Here is a 19,070-nt window from a genome sequence, read left to right as displayed (position 1 = left end):
ATTAAACCTCCTTTCCTGTTCAATCAAACAGGGTGTTAAAATAGGAAACATCGTATTCAATGACTTCCTCGATATCTTCAGCCGGCGGTGGCGGCGCCACGTAATAGTGGAGCCGGAACACTCCGTTCAGTAGATCGGTTTTCGGATTCTCCTCCTCTAAAAACTCTACCCGGCCTCCGAGGATCATTTCCCGGGCCGCCAGACCATTAAACCAAATGTTAGCACTGTCTACCAGTGTTTCGACCAGTCGACGGGTAATCGGCGCGTCCACCTTCTGCCAATGCGTCAATACCAGCGTGTTAGCAATCCAGTTGAACATCCGCCGTACCGGAATAAAGGTATCCTTAATGTCGCTGCTGCCCGGATAGGCGCTGGTGCGATTGCCCCAGAGCCTCCAGCCGCCGATAAAATTTAATGCCGTTACAATGCCTTGTCCATTGAGATAGTTGGCCTGCGTCAGATCTAGGTATACCTTTTTGCCATCTGCCGTTACCGCTCCGTTTGCCTGCAGGGACTTGTTGGATGGCGACATATATGGAATATCGTCGTTGTCTGCATCCGTCTGGCAACAAATCCCGGCCAGTTGCGTGCTGAGATGGAACGTCTTACCGCTTAAGGCCACTTTCGGCCAGCAGACGATCAGTTGTTTATTGACATAGTTGTTATTGGTTTTCCAGGCTGGCGCCTGCGTGTATTGTGTGGCCGCTCCCGCACCGGTCGTGGGGATGTCGGCAATGGCCGTTGCATGAAATACGCCGTTGATACTGCCAGCCTTGGCGTGCAGGACGGCGGCAACCAGCGGGTCCGTGGACCAGCCAGGGGCCAAAACCTGGCCGGGAACAAGTTGAAACAGCGGATACACCTTAGCGACCAGTTCCAAGCCTTCTGGCTCACCGGTTGTACTGTCAATACCGCCGACAATATCGTCCTTACTGACCATATCCGGCTTCAATTTGGTGTAGCTGACGATCAGTGAAGTCTGTTCATTTGAAATAGCGCCGCCATTAATCGGGGTAATGACTACATTCCGGTCGTCATTGTAGCCGGCAACATAATCAGTACCCTTTACCAACGGCTGGCCGGCTTCCGCCAGTTTAACCTCCAGAGTATCAAGCAGGACGGGGGCGCTGGTAATAATGGCCGTATCTTGGGTAATTTCAACTGTCTGATTTGTGATTGCTTCTTTGTGCACATTCGGATCAAGCACGTTGACCAGAACCACCGGCGCTACGTTGAATAGAGAAAAATGACTATAGATAAATTCGCAAAGCGTGTAGTTTTTCCAGTCGTCCGAATAGCCAAAAGCCGCCACCGCCTCAGCATAGGTGTACGCCAGCACCGGATTGTTAGCGCCGGCTGAGGCGCTGGCCAAATGCAACGGTGCCGTACCGAATACAACCGGCAGGCCGGACTCGGCTTCAATCGGCGGTATAACGGACGTCGGCACTTCAGACGGATATATACCGTGCTTATATGTCACGTTTCAGACCTCCTTCCTGGAGAAATTTTTGAATTTCTTTGTATCGCAGGTTTTCCAGTGTGCCTGCGGATTGAATAGCTGCAGTAACAGCCTGTAGCTTTGCCGGCGCTACGAATAACGCTTTAATGGCAGGGCATTTTTCGATTGCATCGCTCAGATGCACCGGAATGCCGCCTTTATAAATGGTGTATTGTTGCAGCAGCCCACCAGGCAGGCTGGGCCCGCAATAAATAAAGCGCTCCGGTTTAACGGGCGCTTGTTCATCGGTAGTAGATGTTTTCGCCATACATAGTATCCTCCATTTCTGTTAGAATGGGCCGTCCGATAGTCCATGAAGTAGTCATCCAGGCAATCCAGTACGGCCAGGGCTGCTCTTCTGGCATGTCCCACTTGATTGGCAGCTGCAGATCAAATTGCCGGACCAGCGGCCGGTGCGTCAAAATAGCCTGCCGGATACGCTCCAACACATTCATAGGATCCCGCCAACCCTGGCCGTGTTTGGAATAGGTAGTGGCAATCAGCCGGACAGTTGCCATACCGGCCTGCTCGGTGTCCTCGCCGGAACGAAAGCGGACCAGAACAAACGGCACGGCTTTTTCTTCCGGTGGTTTCCCCGGCTTTGGTTCGTCATCATCCAGAAACCCGGGTATCACCGACGGCGGCCTGGAGGGTCCCGTCTTTGCTTCTAGAATCAGTTCGCCGGTTGCATCAGTAATCAGCCGGCACAATTCATCGACCAAAATTAAGGGTGTACTCATTTTCCATACCTTTCTAATAAACGGTTAATTTCATGGCCTAGGCGCTCATCTAATCGCCGGGTGGCCCCTGCCTCCACATACCTTGAAACCGACTCGTTTTCTAACATTTGTGGCGCAGAGGGGCCATATCGCTCTACAATGGGCATCCTTTTTGCTCCTGTACGATTAAACACACCTTCATGTCCGTTTGCCATCTTAGCAATAAATGATTTGGCAATTGGACCGCCACCTGAGCGTTTTACTTGCGCGAATATGCCTGCCGACGGGCGGCGTTTTGTTGCCTTCCCGGGGCGAAGCTTGAAATAGGAAAGCGAGTTTGGCCTGCCGCGCGATATTACAGCAGCCGACAGATTTGATGCATTGGCTTTTTTTAGTCCAATCGTTGCCCTGATTCGCCCCGCGGTGATGACATATTCCTCTTTGGCTTTAGCGACTGCATCCGTTCGCGCTCCTTCTGCCGACCGGTTGATGGCATTGGTCAATGCTTGGGGAACGGCTCCGGGAATGTGCCCCAACATCATTTGGGCCAATTCTATCCGCTCCGCGGTAAGGTCAATCATGCCCGGTTCGCCCCCAAATCAATTTCCAGCATTCCGCCGCCGGCTCCGCAGTTAAGCACCTTGTACCATTCACCGTCCACGGTCATTTTCTGGTCCCGTTCCGGCCGGTAGCCAATATCCACCTCGCTAACAAAGAGTGTTAATTCTCTTTGATAAAGGCCATCATAGGTATCGCTTTGCCGATTATTGCGTTGCTTGGAAATATCCTCATCGATGACGCAGAGAATTTGCTTGCCATTGATGTCGTGATAGGTAGCGAATTCGTCATGATCCAGAAAAACATCGTTAATATCGGTAGCCATAACATCTTTCAGATTCACAGCATCACCCTATTTCATAGTCTTTTTCGGGTCTACCGATGGCAATGACACGGCTTCGTCATTAGCGACTTTGCTAACTTCATTTTTTATGTCCGTTTCATCTGTTGTGGTCTCTTCTCTTTCGGGTAGCGCCTCTATTGTTCCATTGCTTCCTGCAGCTAATTTCTTGGCCAATTCTTGCTCAACGTTATAAATAACGCTACCAGGGCCATAGTCTTTGCCTTGGTAGCGTACTTTGAATCTTTTCACATGTAAATCCAAAACAGTACCTCCTTTGCCGGTAATCGGCAGAATTTAAAATGCTTTCAGGGTATACCAGTCGTCAATAAACTCCGGCTTCGGAACGCACTTGCTGGCTACGCGGATCTTTTGTACATCCTTACCAGTTTCATTCCATACTTTAGGAACATTGGCTCCCTGATAAGTACGCCGCACTCCATCTTGTTCTAATTGGGTCACGGCACCAAATAATTGGCTTCCACGCCCCGAAACGCCCATAACAAAATACCCATCAGGAATGTATTGTTGGATATCTCCATCATCATCCTCGTAAATTCCGTCGTAGGCATAAATCTCAAGATTTAAGCTTTGAATATATCCGATACGTACAACGCCAGGACTGACGATTCTAGGCTGAATGCTCATCAGTGATAAGTTCTGCGCGTTGGGAATAAGCAAATATTGCAGGATGCTTGCATTTTTCAGGATTTTATTACAGGTTTTATAACTCCCTATGCCCACATCTGGAACGCGACCGCTGTTGCGAGATACTGTTTGAGACATTTCCTGCATTTGCCCGTACATATCAGCACTTGCATCAGTCCACATATCAGAACCGGTTAAAGTCAGTTTTTGTGTCCAATTCGGATAGGTAACCGTATCAATGATGACGGTTTCACCATCATCGGCATATCCTTTTGCCTCAAACTGACCAAAAAGCATTAACTGCGCGCACATCCATTCGATACGACGCGTATTCATATCCATCAATTCGGCCATATCTTGCGCCCTTAACTGCTGAGCACGCTGCTCTGGAGTCATGGTTGAAAAAACATTTTCTCCGAATCCACGACTTTCCACATCTTCGTTGGTAGTCGGGCGATCCGGCGCCATCATTGGAGGTTCATATTCCTTAGTGGAGAATCCGGTACGACCGACATTCTTCCCCGATCCGCCTTTAGCGACAAAAGGAGCCAGTTTTCTGTTTCCCTTACGATAATCCATCATTACAGTTTTTGTGGGAAATGTTAAGGGATTAGGGAAAAAGGTGTCTCTAAATAATGTCTGTGGCGGGAAAGACTGTTCTAATGCTTGTAACAGCGAATATGTGTTATTAATATCCATCTTTCATTCCTCCTTATTGCTGGGACGTCAATAAAATATTAACGTCTCTTAATGCATCTTCGTGAGTATCAGCCGTGTCGGTGCCGCCGAAAATCAATTTTTTACGATTAAAAGGACCTGACCAGTATACGGTTGCCACAATGTCGGTACTGGTAGCGTCCACCGGATAGGCAAGCACTGCTTTAGCAACCTGGCTGCCGTCTTCACTGGTGCTATTCACCGTTTTATATTTCTTGCTGGCCGTAATTTGTCCTAAAACGGTGCCGCGGACCAACTTACCGGCACCACTGACAATGACAACATTTTTGGTAAAAATAGGTGGATTAGTACCGCCAATCAAGCCGTCATATTCAAACTTGTTAATATCTCTTACCAATTCCGCCATTATTTGCTCACCCTCCCGTTCTTTTTATTAATAACGCTGGCCATAAAACTGATAGCCATCGCATCTTTTTGTTTATCATCCACCTTGCTGCTTGTCCCCGTCGCCTTGGCATCATCCACGCCGGATGCCTTGTTGTCGGTAATAACAGCATTAAAAAACTGCTGACCGGCTTTGTTCTCCGCCGCAGCAGTAATATCACTGGAATGCTTTTTTACAATATCGACTACCGTCTGAATTTCAGCGGCTGTTTTGCCGGTCTTTTTAGCATCCTCAATCAGATCATGGATGGCTGGATTTTGCGGATCATCCAGCGCATCTAGGGCAATAATTCGCTCCCGCTCCGCTTTAACAGCATCCTGAACCACCTGATTTACTAAGTCAGGTTTTTCTCTTTGTAAATCCTCAATAGAATCAATGGCCAATTCGGTTCCCTCCTTGTTATTTTGTAAATTTTTTCTGTACTCCTCAATAAAATTACGCATGGAAGCCGTTGCGCTGTTTTGAATTGCCATATGGCTAAGCATAAAGGAATTTTCTACAGGCTGGTCCGTATCTTCTTTGCCGGAGTACAGAATGTCATCAATAAATCGTTCAGACTTAGCAGTTTTCGCGCTCATCCAGGTTTCATTGTCCATCATTTGTGATATTTTCGACCGAGATTTACCGGTTTTCAACTGATAAGCATTCATGATCGTGTCCTTAATCACGTCAAGTACATCTGCCACATGCCGTAGGTCCTTGGCTTCCCCACTAACGCCGGTCCAGGGATTATGGATCATCAAAACGCCGACAGGCGACATCAAAACCTCATCGCCGGCCATAGCAATTACCGAGGCGGCTGATACTGCTTTGCCGTCGATTTTGACCGTTACCTTGCCTTTATGCTCCTTAAGCGCATTATAAATACCGGCAGCTGCTGTTACATCACCGCCCCAACTATCAATCCACACGGTCAGATTTTTGTCGGCATACTGATTCAATTCCTCGCGGAAAGCGTTGGGGGATGCGGCCGCAATTCCAAACCATTCATAAATCCAGGCGCTGTCGTCGTCAACGATTTCGCCGGCAATTCTCAGTTCAATATCCTCGCTATCGGCTTCATTACGGAAATTCCAAAATCGCATTAAAAATGACTACCTCCTTTCTGCTGTCTTTGCTCCTCTTCCAGCAATCCTTCCTTACCAGTATTCACTTCCATCCCCGTAGATAGTCCGGCATCCCGTAAGGTTTGCTCTTCAATGGCCAGGCTCTCCACATTCTCATCAAAATTAGTACCCGTCATTTCGGCCGTCTCTTTTTCCCGGGTACTGAAGCCATATTTTACTCGCAGAGCGGCAGCTTCCACTTCTTTCGTCGGGTCTACACTGCCCATGACCGGGCCGTACCATTCCGCATTCGCCCATGCCTTCTGCTTAAGCGGGTCGGTAAAATAGCCCGGAGCTTTAATCCTGCCAATGGCAATCGCCTCGGTAAGCCAGGCTTCATAGCAGGGCTGGCAAAAATCGCGGACAAACCAGATGCGGCGGATTTTAAAAGCCGCCCAGGCCTGCAGCAAGGCCGCCCGGGAAGCGGAATAGCTGGAGTTAAAGGCTTTTATCAGGACTTCATACGGTTGCTCCAGGGTTGCTCCGATCTGCCTGATCAGCTGATTACTGAACGCTTCGTAAGTCGACAGGCTGCGGCCGGTGTCAACCGTCGTCACCTTGTACCCCGGTGGCAGCACATTCATAGTGCCAGATCCAAGTTCAAAGTCGTTGGGATTCAGTGATACCCGTTCGTGTGGAGCAAATACATTCTGTAATGGGAAATTTCCATTTCCCGCATAATTTTCTTCAAAAAACAGGCTAAAGAAAGATTTGATAATAGCTGCCGTCAGTTCCGCCTCTGTATAGCGCCCCACTTGCTTTAACACTTCAAGCACTGGGGCTAAATACGGAACGCCCCGATATTCTTCGGGGCGTTCGTCATGGCATATCTGGAGAATATTCGGCTGTCCGGTTTTCTGTCCAAAAGCTTCTACTCGCACCCATTTAGGAATCTCCATGTTAGTCGGGTCATAAGGATACCGATTGCAAATCCAGTAAGCCACCACAGCACCGTCGTCATTGATCTCAACACCGTTGATAATGCGGTTGCCGTTATCCGGATTCTTTACTGTCACCGACCAAGGTGAACCCAGCAGGGATTGTGTCCCGGGATTACATACCCGGCTTGCTTCGAATATTTGGATACGTAAGTTGTAAGGCATGCCCGGCAGCGGTTCACGGTATTTAATGGCTGCAAAGCTGTCTCCGTCAATCATGTAGCATTGATAAACAATATCCTGTTGATCATACCAATTATTCTTTTTGAGCAAGTCACAAAATTTACTGTTGGCCCATAGATCAAATTCCTCTTTCGTGGTTCGAGCCCATTCTTTGGCCTGCTCCGACGTGATACCCAGCAACTTGTATTTTGGCTTAGGACTGAGCTTTAGACCAGCCCCGACAACATGGGTCCGGGAGGTGTTTATCGCGCTGGAGGCCAGTGGAATACTCATCACGGCATCAGCCGATCTGGCTCTGAGAGTAGGCAGGTTCATATCAATATCAGATTGCGGACTGCTCCGTACAGGCCGCCAGCCGGCCATTGTGCCTTTTTTATAGCTGGCGCCACTCTCTGAATACCCGGTATTAAGAATTCTACGAATTACCTGGGCGCCAGACTGGGGCGTTAGCAGTGAGGTAGTAGGAAGTCTGGCTTTTTGCCGTTTTCGTTTTTTTGCCATTATTCTAACCTCAATCTCTGAAGATTACCCTGCGGGATCGGCCCCCGGGCTGTACGGTTACACCAATGCCGCCGGCCAGCAGTTCATTGATGCCTTCGCTAATTTGATTTAAGTCAGCCCGGCGATTTTTCTTGCTTCCATCCTGATATTCCTGGGCGAGTAAAGTCTTTCGTTCCGCGTCCAGATAGTTTTTTAACCGATCCTCTTGTATGTTGTTAGCCACTATGACACCCCTTTCTTAATGCAGCCGTATTTAGGCGGAGGAGAATTTCCCGCCTTTTGTTCACTTTTCATTCGAATTGCCTCTTGTTTTGTACCTTGAATCAGTTGCTTATAGGTCTCCCAGTCCGGGTTAATGCTGTGCAGGCAGGCCAGGTTATACACCCGCAGGTCCAGCGGTTCATTGCGCTTATCCTTGGCAATATTTTGCCAGACCATAACCACCCTGCCTCTCTCTTTTTTCGGTACCAATTGCTCGGCAACCAGTCCCTTGAAATAAATTTGATCATAACCGCGCATGAGCAGCAATTCCGGTAAGTGCATCCCTGCCTTTTTAATGGCCTCAGCGATCATATTTTCCTTATCCTGGTCAAGCGGAAAGTGAAAATATTTAGGACCCGGCTCTTCGATGGACAAACGATCAAACACATACTGCTTGCCGCTGTCGACGCCGATCAGTACCAGCGGAATCCCATACTCTTTTACCGCCGATATTTTATAAATCAGTGGAACGCCGGCGCCAGGCATGCCTTTAATAGCAAAACGGTTTTTGTGCATGTTGCGGTAGCAGTACTTATATACCTCTTTCGTATAATGGCCGCCAGAATCTATAAAGGTTCTGGCTACCACAAGACCGGTACCGTTGGTGAACCGATACGCACGATCTAGTTGCTGGTCCAGTTCGTCCCAAGTTTCCTGCCGGTCCGGGACACCGAGTACAATGCCTTTTTTTATGCCCCAATTTTCCTCACTGTCACCCCAACCGCAAATCTCGTATTCCAATCGGTTGTCCTGAGTGTCGACGGCTGCGGTCAATAATAAAACCCCGTCAGGCAATGCTGCGGGGTAGGCTTCACGCCGTTTTAAGAATATGGCTTCATCTTCAAAATTCCCTTTTTGCTCATAGGCTTCGCCGAAACGGGTATTGAATACGACTTTCTCGCGTTCCGGATCTCCCTTGGCCTCCAGATATTCACGGATCATATCCGTCCATTTCAGCCAAGGGGAAGCAAAACAGTTAACAAAGAAACTCCGAACGCCGTTTTTCAATGCGTTCGGATTATGGGCAACATATTTTTGCGGCGTCGCTCTCATGGTTTGTTCGTCGAACTCATAGCCGCAATCCGGACACCGCCATTTTACCCAGTGAACAACGATAAATTTGGTGCCGTCATCGTTTTTAGTTTCAGTATAATCATAAACCATGTCGCGGTGAGTGATCAGGTGGTTTTCCTGGCAGTTGGGGCATTCGTGCTGCCATTCCTCTTGCGTACCGGCCATATATTCGGTATCAATGCGGGATGAGCCTTTGATAGTTGGAGTTGAAAACAACCCCGCCACCCAGTTCCAGAACGTAGTCAACCGTTTAAAAACAATATCCAGCGGGTCCCCTTCTGTGCCAGCGCTGTCCGGGAAACGGTTGATTTCGTCAGCCAGGAGAATGCGAATCGGCCGACCGGCCAACCCATTCGGACTGTTAGCACCGCACATGATCAGCCGGCCGCCAGGGAACAACTTGCTCAGGATAGTATTGCTGGTATCCCTTGATTTTACGTCTGAAAACAGATTGGTCAAAATTTTTGTGTCCCTGATCATTGGTGCAATTCGGCTTTTAGAGAAGTCCTCCGAGTCGGTAATAGTAGGCTGTACCATCATGATTGGGCCGGGGTCAAGGTGAGCAAATCGCCCCATAACATTGTTCATGATATCCGACTTGCCAACTTGGCTGGCCGTCTTGGCGACAACCTTATGGATTCCCGGCTGGGTAAAGGCGTCCATGATCTCGCGCTGATACGGCGCCCGGTCTGTCCGCCACTGGCCAGGTTCAGCCGACGATTCCGAGGATAGGATACGGTACTGATCCGCCCATTCGCTGACTGATGTTTTGGGAATCGGCGTAAAGGCGAGCCTGCAAATCCGCTGAAAAAGTTCAACTGTCTTCTTCTTCATCGTCATCACCACAAAATAGTTCAGGAGTATAGTCAGCCAGTTCGGATAGTTTTTCTTCTATTGCTTTGGTTATAATTTGATAAACGACTTCTTGCGGCTGATTAGCCATCTGCCCAGCAAGCTGTGACGGCAACCCCAGTAATTGCGTGCGCAGATTAGTCATCATTTCAGTCATGACACGCTCAACATCTTTGGCATCATGCATGCGGTTTTCCATTTTTTCCAGGCGCAATTCTGTCAAACGACTTTTGAATTTCTCATGCTTTGTTCGCTCGGCATCAAACGATAATTCCCCATTGCCGCCAGCCTTTGAATTGATGTAGCGCTGAATATTATCAGCAATAAGATATTTACTGTTTTCATCACGAATAAGCACGCCTTCGTTAGCGAGTTGCACAATGCGCGGACGGCTGAGTCCGAAACAGGCGGCAAGCCCGTCCGCGGTGGTTTTTGTACTTTTATTTATTTTAATAATTTGCTCTGTCATATTGCCGCCTCCTTGTAAGTAAACATAAAAAAGAAATTGCAGCTAGCAAGTTTTCGGGGCTCGCAAGACCCGCAAGCCGGTTACTTCCCTGGAAGGACCCGTTCATTATCAGCTGTTCTCAACTGGTTACATCCTAATACAGCCGCAGGTACACCTAACGATTTAATAAGGTCCAATCTAAATCTTTCAATTACTTGTTCTGTCCGTGACATACCAAGCGGCGGCAAGAGTGTTATTGGTTCTAAGTCGTCAGGTTCATCGAACAATAAAGGCTGTGCCATCTCATTCCATCCTTCTAATGATAACTTGATATTCCCAAGCGCTTGGGAATTTGATTTACTTTAAAATAAACCCTGTCAAACCTTTTTTAGGCGGTGACGTTGTTGGCGGATGCACTAACGCTGTATGGGTTGGTACGGGCTTCGGTTTAGGCTTTTTATCCATAACAATCGCCTCCTTTTAGACATGAAAAAAAGAGCCCGAAGGCTCATATGTTTTTTATTCTTTTTCGAATAATGTATGGGTGATAGTATCTTTCTTGCCAACTATAATAGGCATATCTTTAAGTACCCCTCTATATTTAGTGCAAATTAAATAAGTGAGTTCTGATTCAAAAATAGCAATAACTAAATCACCTGTTAAATTCTCTACTTTACCAACTTCAGCATAGTATTCCTTGCCGTCATTTCGAAATTGTATGCTAAATATTCTTGTTTCGCGAATCGGCCAACTTGTTGTTTCTTGGGCAAATTGTTTTATTTGATTATATACGCTTTGAGTTTGATCATTGTTTTCTGCGGCAGGAAGGAAAAATTTCATAATTACCATCTCCTTTTTACCATTTTTATACACTCTTCGGCAAAAGGAATTAATCTCCTGCAACTAGAATTATTGCCCTTTATCAATATCGGGCGCTGGTACTGTACCTTTTATCGGAACTCGACAAACAGAGTCAACTGGCTTATTTTTTATATAAGTTGGAGTAAAAATGAAATTTTTAGCTGATTCAACTAAAGTATCATCAAGATCGCTATATCCTGAACTCACATAAACGTTAACATCTTTTACATACCCATACGCCGATACTTGAAAACGTAGCACAATTAAAAAATCCTGTCCTGAATACTTTTGCTTGATCTCCTGAGGAAAGTAAACGGAATGACTTATCAACTTTAAATGTATCACATCCTTGGGATCAGGACGTTCCGGAATTTTGTTGTCAGTCGGTTCCTCCGCGAACACTGTTAACGACACTCCTATAATAAAAAATAATAAAGTAGCTATTATAACAAAGCGCTTTCTGTTCATGACAAGCCTCCTCTTGTTTATACTTTTCTATAAAAAGGAAGCAATTTCCTGCAAGGATACAACAATAGCCGCTCCACATCAGAGCGACTATTTCTATTTCTTACTATACCACGTTTTTTGATAAATTTAGTGTCACGAAAGTGTCATTTTGAAAAACATCAGGCAAAACATCATAGAAGAATTTTAACGCCTTCTTGTGTGTTCGGTAAAAGCTCTCCTTAGTACAAAACAAAAACATCGTATAAATCGCAGTATCCGGTGTTATCCGTTGAATATATTTATGCCGAATAATATTGGCCGCCAGTGGTCCCCAGTTTCCTTCTGCTGACAATTGATCTAAGGTCTGGTAAAACTGTTCTACTCGCTTTTGCTCCTGTTCCAAACAATCAGTCAGATAGGATCGTCGCCCCGGATATGCTTCTAAAAATTCTACCCAAGATTCCTGCTTTGAGCCTTCCTGACCGCCTGTTACTGAAATAGTATCCGGATCATGCATCCATACTGGCGGCGACTCCCTGCGTGTATCCAAATCTTGTATAGCACGTTCTAAATTTAATATTTTAATCTCTGACCTCTTAATGGAGTAGAGATACTTTTGCACTTGCTTCATTATTGGATCTCGTTTATGCAAATCTTTTACCTCCTCATAGCAATAAATTTCAACAACTCAATAACCTGATTGCCATAATCGTTCAAACAAGTTTTTTCCTGGTTATACTGCTCAATATTGTTCCATCCGTTGGGGCCGATAACAGGCTGGAAAACAAATCCCCATTGCTTGTTAGGTATCAACTTGGTTCCGACTCCTCGCAAATAGAACAGTCTAGCGTATAATTCGCGACTTCTACTTTCGGCCATTTGCAATAACTTGAGCCAAAAAACATGATCTTCCGGTGAGTAGTCTGCATAGGGGTCAATAATGACCGTACCCGTCATATCCCTCATATAGGGATATTTTTCATTGACGATATCTAACGCCCGTTTTTCTACCCGTTCAATCATCTGATTAATAAGCGTGAACTTGTCCACAGCAGATAATAGATTTTGATGATTGGGCGGCGGTATTATTTGATCAAAATATCCCATGATTTAGTCTCGCAGCCTCCCTGTTTTAAAGTACCCACTACCAAGTGGGTACTTTTTCATATCTCAAAACCCTTACAAATTAAAAGGTTTCAGACACAATACCCACAGTACCCACTATTTTCGAAATGGTGTTATACTTTTTTATGAGATACCTTACCACCTTAATATTATGTAAATAATGTTTTATTAGTTACCATAATATTAATGTGGTGTATCGCTATATAAGACTATATATTGGATTGAGTGGGTACAGTGGGTACTATATTATATAACCACTTATACTATAAGGATTTTTACAGTACCCACTAAGTACCCACTCAAGTACCCGCGTACCCACTCAAAGCAAATTTTCTTGCACATTGTTAATAATTTTTATTACCCGTATTTTTCTTCCCTTATACTTAATCTGAACTTTAAATCGCCGCTTTTCTCCATCCATTTCCGTAGCAATCCTTCCCTTATTTGCAAATTCCCGAATTAGCTTGTCCGGACTAAATCCGGCATTTTTTAAAGCGTCCATTAAATACTCTGGGTAAATACATATACTGTCATCATTTTTAAACCCATATGACGGCGTAACCTTCACGTCTTGATACTGACCGTCAAACCGTCCGTCATTGGCTGCCAGCCAGTTCTGCACAAAATCCCAGCCACGCTCTACATCGGATATCTGCCGTTCCGTCGGCAATTCCTGCATAATCGTATACGCCAACTGATAGGCTTCCTGTTCGGCTTGCTTTGGCTCAATACCAAAAATCCACATGCTCGACAAATAATCCGCAATGGCAACCAGGGCCACATTGTCGATATGAACGCTGAAGTGTTCAGGAAATTGCTTTTTCAGCACAGCAACCAGGGCCTGCCTAGCTTTATTGATTTCTTCATAATTGTTTTCAGCTTCTTTGATTAGCTGTTCCATAAAAGTCGGGCCGGCGTGGCCATGATGGTCTTCCGCTGCTGCATAGAGAGATTTTGCGAACTGTTCATCAGAAATGACCGGAAATACATTGAGTTCTAACAGACGGGTTTTAACCCCCTGAATGGAGTTTTCTTTTGACAGTGGTTCCTCTCCGGATGCCATACCAATACTGCGCCAGGTCGAAGTTTTCTGCAGACCGGTTTTACTCGCTCGCAGCTTCCCCCGGCCACCTTCCAGCATGTACACAATCTGCTCGAATAGATCCTGCTTGTCTCTGCCGTTCATGACCTGTTTTTCATTGATGACCATAGGAAAGTCATTGCTGAACGCTAGGGCTTTTTCAATGCCGTTTTGCGTACCATAGAACGATTTCATTAGCTTATTCGGTGATCCCCAAACGGTTAGGGCGAAAACTTGACTGGCCGTTTTTCCACCGCCGGACGTTCCCCAAAAATAAATCATGAAGTTACGATTCTTAAATATTTTCAGGAGTGGCGCAGCAAATGACGCGGCAAGAATGAATCTGGCAAATGACTGCTTGCGAACTTCAACGGCGATTTTAGTCCACTCGGCAAATTCGCCCCGAATACTGAATGCCTCGGTTATCTCGCCTTCGTCTTCCAGATCAATCCGATATTTACTGGTGTTGGGAATGATAAAATCAGTTAAAGAATTTTCGCGCCAGCCGATTTTAGAAACAGCATAGGTCAAGGGAATGGCTTCCGGATTAGCGGCTTCGAGTTTTTGCAGATACTTTACAAGATACTTGGCCGACTCTGAGGATGCATTCAGGCCAAAATCCGTCAAGCTCACGATGTTACGGGCGGAAAAAATTTCCGACCGCTTGCGGATCACGCTGGCCCACTGGTTAAAGTATTTAAAGGTTAGCTGCACTTTTTCGGTCTTTGTGTCCATATTGTAAATACGTTCCGATATAATGACAGGTGCGCCGGCGGCAAGATACCGCATATCATGCTCGGCGCCTTTTTTAATTTCTTCAATGCCGCCTGGTCCAAAGGTAAAGCCTGCCGGTATCGCTAAGTCCAGCGGCGTATCTGGAACAAACTGGCTGGTTGTGACGTCGCCAAGTTTCTGACCTGCCTGCAGGGCTCCTGCCCCGCCTTCCAGTACTTCCAAGCCAGACGCGTCCTTACGGTACTGTTTCAGGCATTTATTGAGGTCGTTTAAATTGATTCTGCCGCGGCATTTTTCTTTAAATTTAGCGTATTCGGTTGGATTATTCTTTTCAATAATCGCCAGCGATCCCAGCGTTTCCGGCTGAAAAACGCTTTCCGGGGCAGGAATGGCAATAGTCCGCACTTTGGCCAGCGCCTGGGGAACTTTGCCTAAGGACCAAGCGCAAGGCGACTGCACACCGCATTGATCACAACCGGTGAATTGCAGTTCATTTTGAATAAATTCGCAGGTTGTCGGATGGCATTCGGTAATCCAGTGCTGGATTTTTTTAAAGGTCGCCGATTCGCTGTATTTATTCCCCAGCCAGCTTTTGGCGGCTTCTACAACCATGTCCCCGCCATTTATGCCCCGGATAAGATTCGTACAGGCAGCCATCCAGACCGGTTCCGGCAGTGTCTTATAATTCAGCTGCCAATGCTGCAGAAATTTGCAATTGGCCAGCATATAATCAGCTGGTCCGTCAGTTGGGCGCCGTTCAAAACCACTCTCCCGGGTTTGCGCTGCTGCAGCTGCTGTCTGCTCTATGGCCGGCAGTAATTCATCAATTTCGGATGGATCATAATATACGTCGGATTGTTCAATGATCTGGGCTAAAATCGGCGTGGCCGGTATTTTGACATTCAGGGTACCGGTTAGACGCATCACCCGGCACAAATCCTGTACTGCGTCTAATTTCCACCCTTTTGCCTGCGCTTGCTGACGAATATATCCCTGCAACCGCGTTAATAAACTTTTGGCCTGCAGCTTTTCTTCCGGAGTATCAAAATACCAGCATTCCTTGAGCAGCCACCAAAACTGCAGTCCGTAGCCGGAATGAACAATGATAGTCGGGGGCAGAAATTCCGGTATTAATGTGTAGGCTTCTTGGACTGTGTGGGGTAAATTTTTCTCCGCATGGGCAACCGGGTGATAAATATCCATATCCACCCATAGCGCCGGAATGCCGATAATATCTGCTTCGGACAGCTTGCTATCTTTAGCTTGTCCGCATAATCCAGGCGAAAAATAGATATTTTGTCCCTGGAATTGTTTAATAGTTGCCGGTACTGGCGACAGATCGGCGACTTGGATTGCACGGGCCTGGGTAGATGGTAAGGCAAATATTTGTGTGTATCCGATTTCCGTGTATTGAAATATTTTATTTAAAAATTGAGTTGCATCCATGATTCATCCGCCCTTATCGAAGCCATACTAAACGTTTTGACGCTCTTGTTACTCCTGTATAGCGCCAGCGGGCCTGAAACAACGGATCGTGAGAATCCGGCCAGCTGTCGTCATATAAAATAATGTTGTCCCACTCACTGCCCTGGGCAGCATGACAGGTAATGCAATAGGCAAACTGAAAGATCATTTTTTTCATGTATTGCCGGGTTTCCTTATTTTCGTAGAAGGAGTCCGGATCAAACAGAATTTCTTTGAATTCTGCTTTTTCTTCGAATATCGGCCGTAAATTTAAAGTGTATTCCGTGGCATGGACCGGTTCGTCTTTCCATGGTACCTTATCTAATGTCTCGGTTTGATGAATGGCCGTACAGTATCCGACCAATCCATTGACAAGAGCTGTCGTGATTTTCTCGCCTAACAAGACAGTACCCCAATCGTTGCGCTTACAGATAATCTTGTCGCCGACCATGGGCAGTTTTTCCGTAAAGCCAAGATATTCCCGCGCCATTTGATTGATTTTGGCAACAGTGGCGTTGCGGCCGGCAATGATCTGATCGGCCCATTTAAAAATGTTTTCCGTATCCTCATCAACCGTGCGTTTCGACATTTGCCAAATACAGTCGGGTGCGCTTTCATCATCATTGAGCGGGATCCCTTTCCGTATTTTTTCAGCCAAATAGACGATGGCGCTGCCTTCATCCTGTCGCATGATTTCTTCCAGGGTAACGTCTGGATTAATAAGTAAATCAGAATCCTTGCTGCCGACCGGTGGCAGCTGGAATGGATCGCCAACGGCAATTACCGGAATATCGAACGACAACAGATCGTCCAGTATTTTTTCGCTAATCATGCTTGATTCGTCCACTAGGATCAGGGATGGTTTGGGGTCTAGGCGTTCTTTCAGTACAGGCACCAATTTGCGCTTGTAGCCGTTTTTATGCGGCACCAGACGCATTTCCATGTTGTAGATCAATGCGTGAATCGTTGTGGCCGGCATGCCGCGCTGCCGCATGACCAAGGCCGCCTTACCGGTGAAAGCGCAAAAGGCAATTTTTTCGCCGGCCAGGGCGTCCGCAATAACACCGGACAAATAAGTCTTGCCGGTACCGGCATAACCGGCGATTTTAAAGATTTGCCCGTTACCGTCCGACCACCACTTTTTGGCCCGCTCAAAGCCGGCTTGCTGCATGCGGTTAAGCATGGGTTTCACCCCCTAGTTATCGCCTTCAATAAAATGCACTCTATATCGGTTGGTAACCAGCGTGGCCGGCTGATTATTGTCCCCGATCCGCTTGGGAGTAAATTTGTCCACAAAAACGGTATCATTGCACTCTCTGCAGCGGCATTTTGTGGTGTTGCTAAACAGCCGGCAGAAATACTCGGCTCCGCATTTGCACTCAATTTTGTACAGTTCCTTTGGCGCTTCCTGGTCTGGTTCCGGCGGAAGCGTCGGATTGTATGTTAACGGCTCCGGCTTATCCCCTGCAGGTTCCCGCCTGCCAGGGAGGGGTTCATCTACAGCCGACGGCGGGCCGGCAACCGGAATTTTACTTGCTGCTTGGAACGGCATTATCTGCACAGCAATGACGCTTTTAAAATCAACACTCAAACCTTCGCGACCCTCAATGCTATAAAACACTCCGCCGTCTTGGTGGTGCATGGCAATCGCCTCCGCCACCCGGCTATCTGTCCTAAAGTCATATTGCTGCTTATTTCTCAATGTCAGCCGTAAAATTGATAACATATTTTCTCTCCTCCTTGTTTATGCCATATCATGGTTATTCATCCCGCAATATTCGTACCGCGTCCTCCGGGCTCCGAGCCACTCCGGCCCGTGCGCCCAGGGATCGCATTTGTTCAATAAAATGCAGTTGTGCGGGTGTGGCCTTTCGTTTTGCGTTTTTCACTTCGATGAACCCGGCAACGCCGATCAGGCTGCCCACCATTTCCGCTGTTATGACCACTGGCACTACGGCGGTCAGATCGGAATATCCTTCCGGCAGACCGGTCTGGAACGGCCTCGGGTCCATAATGGTGATACTGCCGTCGATGTTTTTCCGGATGTTATTTCCGGTCCAGGCCCGTCCAACATTTGTCCGGAATGACACGCCCAGGCGCCGCCTGGATATTTCGATACGAATTTGATTTTGTATATCATGCTCAGTCTCAGTCACTACAGCAACTCCCCCTTACAACGTCTCGGCCATTTTGTTGATTAGCCCTAGGACAGCCTTTTTATATTTTTCATGCGCGGTTTCATCGGTTTCTTTAATCTCGGCCAGAGCGCCGAGCAGTTTCTGAAAGCCGCCAATCAAGGCCTCAAAGCATACGCTGTATTTTATAACGGCTGGGTTGGCCTGGCCACCGGTTTTGGCTTCAAGCTCCTGGTTTTTGGCACGCAGTTCGGCCAGCTCCTGCTCCAATTCCTTTGGCACTTTTTCAACTACTACAGGCTCTAATGTTACCGGCTGGCTGATTCTTTCCGTCAATTCCTTCACCTGCTCCTGAGCTGTTTTAAGCTCTGCTTGCAGCTGCTCAACCTGATCAGGGGAAGAATCGTTGTTTTTTGCCGCTTCAAGCAAAGCGGTAAGACGGGCGACTTCGCTGGTTAGACGCTGACGTTCACTTTTTAGATCAATGGACAGTTGCTTGTTTTTCAGTTGCTCTGCCTGAAGATCGCTTTTTAAATCACTAGCCCGTTTCTCCGCTTCCTTTCTGGCTTTAATGGCCTCCTGCAGCTCCCGAGTGGACATTTTGTCCACTGGGTGGTCTTGGATGAATTTCTCGCGTTCCTCTTCTGATACGCCCAGCAGCGCAACCGCCTGGGTATAGCTTAAATTCCCAAGCGCTTGGGATTTTGCATTATCTCCTAACAAGGTAATTTGGCTGGCACCGTATTCCTCAAAAATCCGCATCAAATTGTTTGCCGTGCTTTGCGAATAATCCACTGACTTTTTTAGCCAGTCTCCCCATTCGCCGTGATGAACCAGCAGCTTAGCCTCGGCCAGCCGCCGGCCGATTTCAATGCTGTTATATAACACCAGGTTGCGGGTTTGTTGTTTAATGCTGTTGATTTCAATAGCAATCATGCCGGGAGTACGTGTGATTTTCCCCATGTGGTACGCC

The 19,070-nt window shown here is 47.0% G+C and carries 23 protein-coding genes; all 23 read right to left on the bottom strand.

All coding sequences use genetic code 11. The features are described from left to right. Window positions 1-19 precede the first annotated feature (19 nt). The 23 genes from BLR65_RS05960 to BLR65_RS05850 all read right to left on the bottom strand — a co-directional run bounded on the left by BLR65_RS05960 (window position 20) and on the right by BLR65_RS05850 (window position 19,060). On the bottom strand, window positions 20-1,480 hold the full coding sequence (locus BLR65_RS05960; protein ID WP_093793279.1) for a phage tail sheath family protein: 1,461 nt from the start codon (window positions 1,478-1,480) through the stop codon (window positions 20-22). Continuing rightward, a complete protein-coding gene (locus BLR65_RS05955) occupies window positions 1,470-1,766 on the bottom strand; it encodes a hypothetical protein (RefSeq protein ID WP_093793278.1) in 297 nt (98 codons plus the stop codon). Before BLR65_RS05955 ends, BLR65_RS05960 begins: the two co-directional genes overlap by 11 nt. Next, window positions 1,741-2,238: a hypothetical protein gene (locus BLR65_RS05950; RefSeq protein WP_093793277.1), complete on the bottom strand. Its 498-nt coding sequence runs from the start codon at window positions 2,236-2,238 to the stop codon at window positions 1,741-1,743. Before BLR65_RS05950 ends, BLR65_RS05955 begins: the two co-directional genes overlap by 26 nt. Then, window positions 2,235-2,798: a phage tail protein gene (locus BLR65_RS05945; protein ID WP_093793276.1), complete on the bottom strand. Its 564-nt coding sequence runs from the start codon at window positions 2,796-2,798 to the stop codon at window positions 2,235-2,237. Before BLR65_RS05945 ends, BLR65_RS05950 begins: the two co-directional genes overlap by 4 nt. Continuing rightward, window positions 2,795-3,118, bottom strand: a complete 324-nt coding sequence (locus BLR65_RS05940) for a hypothetical protein (RefSeq protein ID WP_093793275.1) — start codon at window positions 3,116-3,118, stop codon at window positions 2,795-2,797. Before BLR65_RS05940 ends, BLR65_RS05945 begins: the two co-directional genes overlap by 4 nt. 9 nt (window positions 3,119-3,127) lie before the next feature. After that, window positions 3,128-3,379: a hypothetical protein gene (locus tag BLR65_RS05935; protein WP_093793274.1), complete on the bottom strand. Its 252-nt coding sequence runs from the start codon at window positions 3,377-3,379 to the stop codon at window positions 3,128-3,130. Between the two features lie 33 nt (window positions 3,380-3,412). After that, entirely contained in the window at window positions 3,413-4,462 is a 1,050-nt protein-coding gene (locus BLR65_RS05930) for a major capsid protein (protein WP_093793273.1), read from the bottom strand. Between the two features lie 13 nt (window positions 4,463-4,475). Beyond that, window positions 4,476-4,847, bottom strand: a complete 372-nt coding sequence (locus BLR65_RS05925; RefSeq protein ID WP_093793272.1) for a head decoration protein — start codon at window positions 4,845-4,847, stop codon at window positions 4,476-4,478. Continuing rightward, window positions 4,847-5,971 carry a head maturation protease, ClpP-related gene (locus BLR65_RS05920; protein ID WP_093793271.1) on the bottom strand — a complete coding sequence of 375 codons (1,125 nt, stop codon included), beginning with the start codon at window positions 5,969-5,971 and terminating at the stop codon, window positions 4,847-4,849. The genes BLR65_RS05925 and BLR65_RS05920 overlap by 1 nt, the downstream gene beginning before the upstream one ends. Then, window positions 5,971-7,614, bottom strand: coding sequence for a phage portal protein (locus BLR65_RS05915; RefSeq protein WP_093793270.1), 1,644 nt, complete (start codon window positions 7,612-7,614; stop codon window positions 5,971-5,973). Before BLR65_RS05915 ends, BLR65_RS05920 begins: the two co-directional genes overlap by 1 nt. A 10-nt stretch (window positions 7,615-7,624) precedes the next feature. Beyond that, window positions 7,625-7,837: a hypothetical protein gene (locus BLR65_RS05910; RefSeq protein WP_093793269.1), complete on the bottom strand. Its 213-nt coding sequence runs from the start codon at window positions 7,835-7,837 to the stop codon at window positions 7,625-7,627. Beyond that, window positions 7,837-9,783, bottom strand: coding sequence for a phage terminase large subunit family protein (locus BLR65_RS05905; protein WP_093793268.1), 1,947 nt, complete (start codon window positions 9,781-9,783; stop codon window positions 7,837-7,839). The genes BLR65_RS05910 and BLR65_RS05905 overlap by 1 nt, the downstream gene beginning before the upstream one ends. After that, the gene (locus tag BLR65_RS05900; RefSeq protein WP_093793267.1) at window positions 9,764-10,270 is read right to left on the bottom strand and encodes a hypothetical protein; all 507 of its coding nucleotides are present in this window, start codon (window positions 10,268-10,270) and stop codon (window positions 9,764-9,766) included. Before BLR65_RS05900 ends, BLR65_RS05905 begins: the two co-directional genes overlap by 20 nt. A gap of 80 nt (window positions 10,271-10,350) precedes the next feature. Next, entirely contained in the window at window positions 10,351-10,551 is a 201-nt protein-coding gene (locus BLR65_RS05895) for a hypothetical protein (protein ID WP_093793266.1), read from the bottom strand. 217 nt (window positions 10,552-10,768) lie between these two features. Next, window positions 10,769-11,089, bottom strand: coding sequence for a hypothetical protein (locus tag BLR65_RS05890; RefSeq protein WP_093793265.1), 321 nt, complete (start codon window positions 11,087-11,089; stop codon window positions 10,769-10,771). 69 nt (window positions 11,090-11,158) lie between these two features. Next, window positions 11,159-11,578 (bottom strand): TonB family protein, encoded by a 420-nt coding sequence (locus BLR65_RS05885; RefSeq protein ID WP_093793264.1) that lies wholly within the window; start codon window positions 11,576-11,578, stop codon window positions 11,159-11,161. A 103-nt stretch (window positions 11,579-11,681) separates the two neighbouring features. After that, window positions 11,682-12,209, bottom strand: coding sequence for a hypothetical protein (locus tag BLR65_RS05880; RefSeq protein WP_093793263.1), 528 nt, complete (start codon window positions 12,207-12,209; stop codon window positions 11,682-11,684). A 5-nt stretch (window positions 12,210-12,214) separates the two neighbouring features. After that, window positions 12,215-12,664 (bottom strand): hypothetical protein, encoded by a 450-nt coding sequence (locus BLR65_RS05875; RefSeq protein ID WP_093793262.1) that lies wholly within the window; start codon window positions 12,662-12,664, stop codon window positions 12,215-12,217. A 337-nt stretch (window positions 12,665-13,001) separates the two neighbouring features. After that, window positions 13,002-15,944 (bottom strand): DUF927 domain-containing protein, encoded by a 2,943-nt coding sequence (locus BLR65_RS05870; protein ID WP_093793261.1) that lies wholly within the window; start codon window positions 15,942-15,944, stop codon window positions 13,002-13,004. Between the two features lie 13 nt (window positions 15,945-15,957). Then, entirely contained in the window at window positions 15,958-17,145 is a 1,188-nt protein-coding gene (locus BLR65_RS05865) for an ATP-dependent DNA helicase (protein ID WP_093793260.1), read from the bottom strand. A gap of 12 nt (window positions 17,146-17,157) precedes the next feature. Continuing rightward, window positions 17,158-17,688 (bottom strand): hypothetical protein, encoded by a 531-nt coding sequence (locus BLR65_RS05860; protein ID WP_093793259.1) that lies wholly within the window; start codon window positions 17,686-17,688, stop codon window positions 17,158-17,160. Window positions 17,689-17,722: 34 nt separating this feature from the next. Continuing rightward, window positions 17,723-18,118, bottom strand: a complete 396-nt coding sequence (locus tag BLR65_RS05855) for a VRR-NUC domain-containing protein (RefSeq protein WP_093793258.1) — start codon at window positions 18,116-18,118, stop codon at window positions 17,723-17,725. Between the two features lie 15 nt (window positions 18,119-18,133). Next, on the bottom strand, window positions 18,134-19,060 hold the full coding sequence (locus tag BLR65_RS05850) for a DUF3102 domain-containing protein (protein WP_093793257.1): 927 nt from the start codon (window positions 19,058-19,060) through the stop codon (window positions 18,134-18,136). Between the last annotated feature and the right edge of the window lie 10 nt (window positions 19,061-19,070).

It is taken from the genome of Sporomusa acidovorans (genome assembly GCF_900101845.1).
GTDB lineage: Bacteria > Bacillota > Negativicutes > Sporomusales > Sporomusaceae > Sporomusa > Sporomusa acidovorans.
The sequence above is the reverse complement of the archived record's forward strand: the minus strand, read 5'-3'. Positions and strand labels throughout refer to the sequence as shown.

Coding starts and splice junctions, on each gene's coding strand:
- BLR65_RS05955 (WP_093793278.1), bottom strand. CDS start 1,766: ATGGCGAAAACATCTACTACCGATGAACAAGCGCCCGTTAAACCGGAG.
- BLR65_RS05950 (WP_093793277.1), bottom strand. CDS start 2,238: ATGAGTACACCCTTAATTTTGGTCGATGAATTGTGCCGGCTGATTACT.
- BLR65_RS05945 (WP_093793276.1), bottom strand. CDS start 2,798: ATGATTGACCTTACCGCGGAGCGGATAGAATTGGCCCAAATGATGTTG.
- BLR65_RS05930 (WP_093793273.1), bottom strand. CDS start 4,462: ATGGATATTAATAACACATATTCGCTGTTACAAGCATTAGAACAGTCT.
- BLR65_RS05925 (WP_093793272.1), bottom strand. CDS start 4,847: ATGGCGGAATTGGTAAGAGATATTAACAAGTTTGAATATGACGGCTTG.
- BLR65_RS05920 (WP_093793271.1), bottom strand. CDS start 5,971: ATGCGATTTTGGAATTTCCGTAATGAAGCCGATAGCGAGGATATTGAA.
- BLR65_RS05915 (WP_093793270.1), bottom strand. CDS start 7,614: ATGGCAAAAAAACGAAAACGGCAAAAAGCCAGACTTCCTACTACCTCA.
- BLR65_RS05905 (WP_093793268.1), bottom strand. CDS start 9,783: ATGAAGAAGAAGACAGTTGAACTTTTTCAGCGGATTTGCAGGCTCGCC.
- BLR65_RS05900 (WP_093793267.1), bottom strand. CDS start 10,270: ATGACAGAGCAAATTATTAAAATAAATAAAAGTACAAAAACCACCGCG.
- BLR65_RS05895 (WP_093793266.1), bottom strand. CDS start 10,551: ATGGCACAGCCTTTATTGTTCGATGAACCTGACGACTTAGAACCAATA.
- BLR65_RS05890 (WP_093793265.1), bottom strand. CDS start 11,089: ATGAAATTTTTCCTTCCTGCCGCAGAAAACAATGATCAAACTCAAAGC.
- BLR65_RS05885 (WP_093793264.1), bottom strand. CDS start 11,578: ATGAACAGAAAGCGCTTTGTTATAATAGCTACTTTATTATTTTTTATT.
- BLR65_RS05875 (WP_093793262.1), bottom strand. CDS start 12,664: ATGGGATATTTTGATCAAATAATACCGCCGCCCAATCATCAAAATCTA.
- BLR65_RS05870 (WP_093793261.1), bottom strand. CDS start 15,944: ATGGATGCAACTCAATTTTTAAATAAAATATTTCAATACACGGAAATC.
- BLR65_RS05865 (WP_093793260.1), bottom strand. CDS start 17,145: ATGCTTAACCGCATGCAGCAAGCCGGCTTTGAGCGGGCCAAAAAGTGG.
- BLR65_RS05860 (WP_093793259.1), bottom strand. CDS start 17,688: ATGTTATCAATTTTACGGCTGACATTGAGAAATAAGCAGCAATATGAC.
- BLR65_RS05850 (WP_093793257.1), bottom strand. CDS start 19,060: ATGGGGAAAATCACACGTACTCCCGGCATGATTGCTATTGAAATCAAC.